This window comes from Ruegeria sp. AB8 (assembly GCF_056542605.1).
Genome location: NZ_JBQGAB010000129.1, coordinates 1 through 580, shown reverse-complemented (window position 1 = coordinate 580; position 580 = coordinate 1). Strand labels below are relative to the sequence as shown.

Annotated in this window: 1 protein-coding gene; it reads left to right on the top strand. The window is 55.3% G+C overall.

Going from position 1 to position 580, the window contains the following annotated elements; translation table 11 throughout:
- On the top strand, nt 1-508 hold a 508-nt coding region (locus ACR0CG_RS24145; RefSeq protein ID WP_480528062.1), incomplete at its 5' end, for a hypothetical protein.
- Nucleotides 509-580: the final 72 nt, after the last annotated feature.

Genomic DNA, 580 nt, shown 5'->3' with positions numbered 1-580 from the left:
GTCAACCATCAAGCGCGGAATGCGCGAATACTGGCTGGAAAGCGATGCCCGCGCCACGGCTTTCGGAATCGCGCTCGAAATGTTCCATGTCCTCAATGATCTTGAGTATGTCCGTGCAAATCGGCTCTACAAAGCCTTGAAGTTGCACGCAGACGTTAACAAGGCGTTGGGTCCGAAAGAGCTGTTCCGCTTTGCTTCACCGGAAAAGGCCGCTGCGCTCATCCAAAGCAGCAGCCGAGCAAACTATGCCAACTCATACGCAACCCTGAAATTCGGTTGCGACCTGTCAGGCACAATCGACGCCGACACCGCGCGCGACGTTCTGAACCGGCATGAAGCCCTTTGGTTCGTTTACCCAAACGCCACCTATCACGTTCACCTGATCCGTGAGGGTGTCTGGCTGGACATCGTTATGCCGCTTGAAGTGGTCGTTGAGCTGCGCCTTGAAGTGGATTTCGCAATGCAAATCCGACAAGCGGAACTTGATGCGCAGGGAGCTTTGTCATGAACAAGCCTGCGCGCAAAGTTCTTCCTGATCGTCGGCTGGCTGAAACACGCCGCGTTGAAACTCCGCAAGGGC